Source organism: Paraburkholderia sp. BR10937 (genome assembly GCF_040965695.1).
Classification (GTDB): Bacteria; Pseudomonadota; Gammaproteobacteria; order Burkholderiales; family Burkholderiaceae; genus Paraburkholderia.
In genome coordinates this window covers 1-209 of record NZ_JBFRCL010000326.1, presented here as the reverse complement: position 1 = coordinate 209, position 209 = coordinate 1, and the positions used below count along the sequence as shown (strand labels likewise).

Below are 209 nucleotides of genomic sequence, written 5' to 3'. Positions count from 1 at the left end.
TGACAGGCCGGTATTCTAACCGACTGAACTACCGCTCCAGCTTGCTGCTCACCGGCGGGCGTCGGTCGATTCCCGCTGGCGGCGTCGCCACACTGCTCGCAGTGCTACTGCTTTGGCGCCGCATTTTTGTTTTGGCGTCCCCTAGGGGATTCGAACCCCTGTACTCACCGTGAAAGGGTGATGTCCTAGGCCTCTAGACGAAGGGGACA

Annotated in this window: 1 tRNA gene; it reads right to left on the bottom strand. The window is 60.3% G+C overall.

Annotated features, from left to right (window positions below):
• Positions 1–132: 132 nt before the first annotated feature.
• Positions 133–208, bottom strand: a tRNA-Glu gene (locus AB4Y44_RS43135).
• Position 209: the final 1 nt, after the last annotated feature.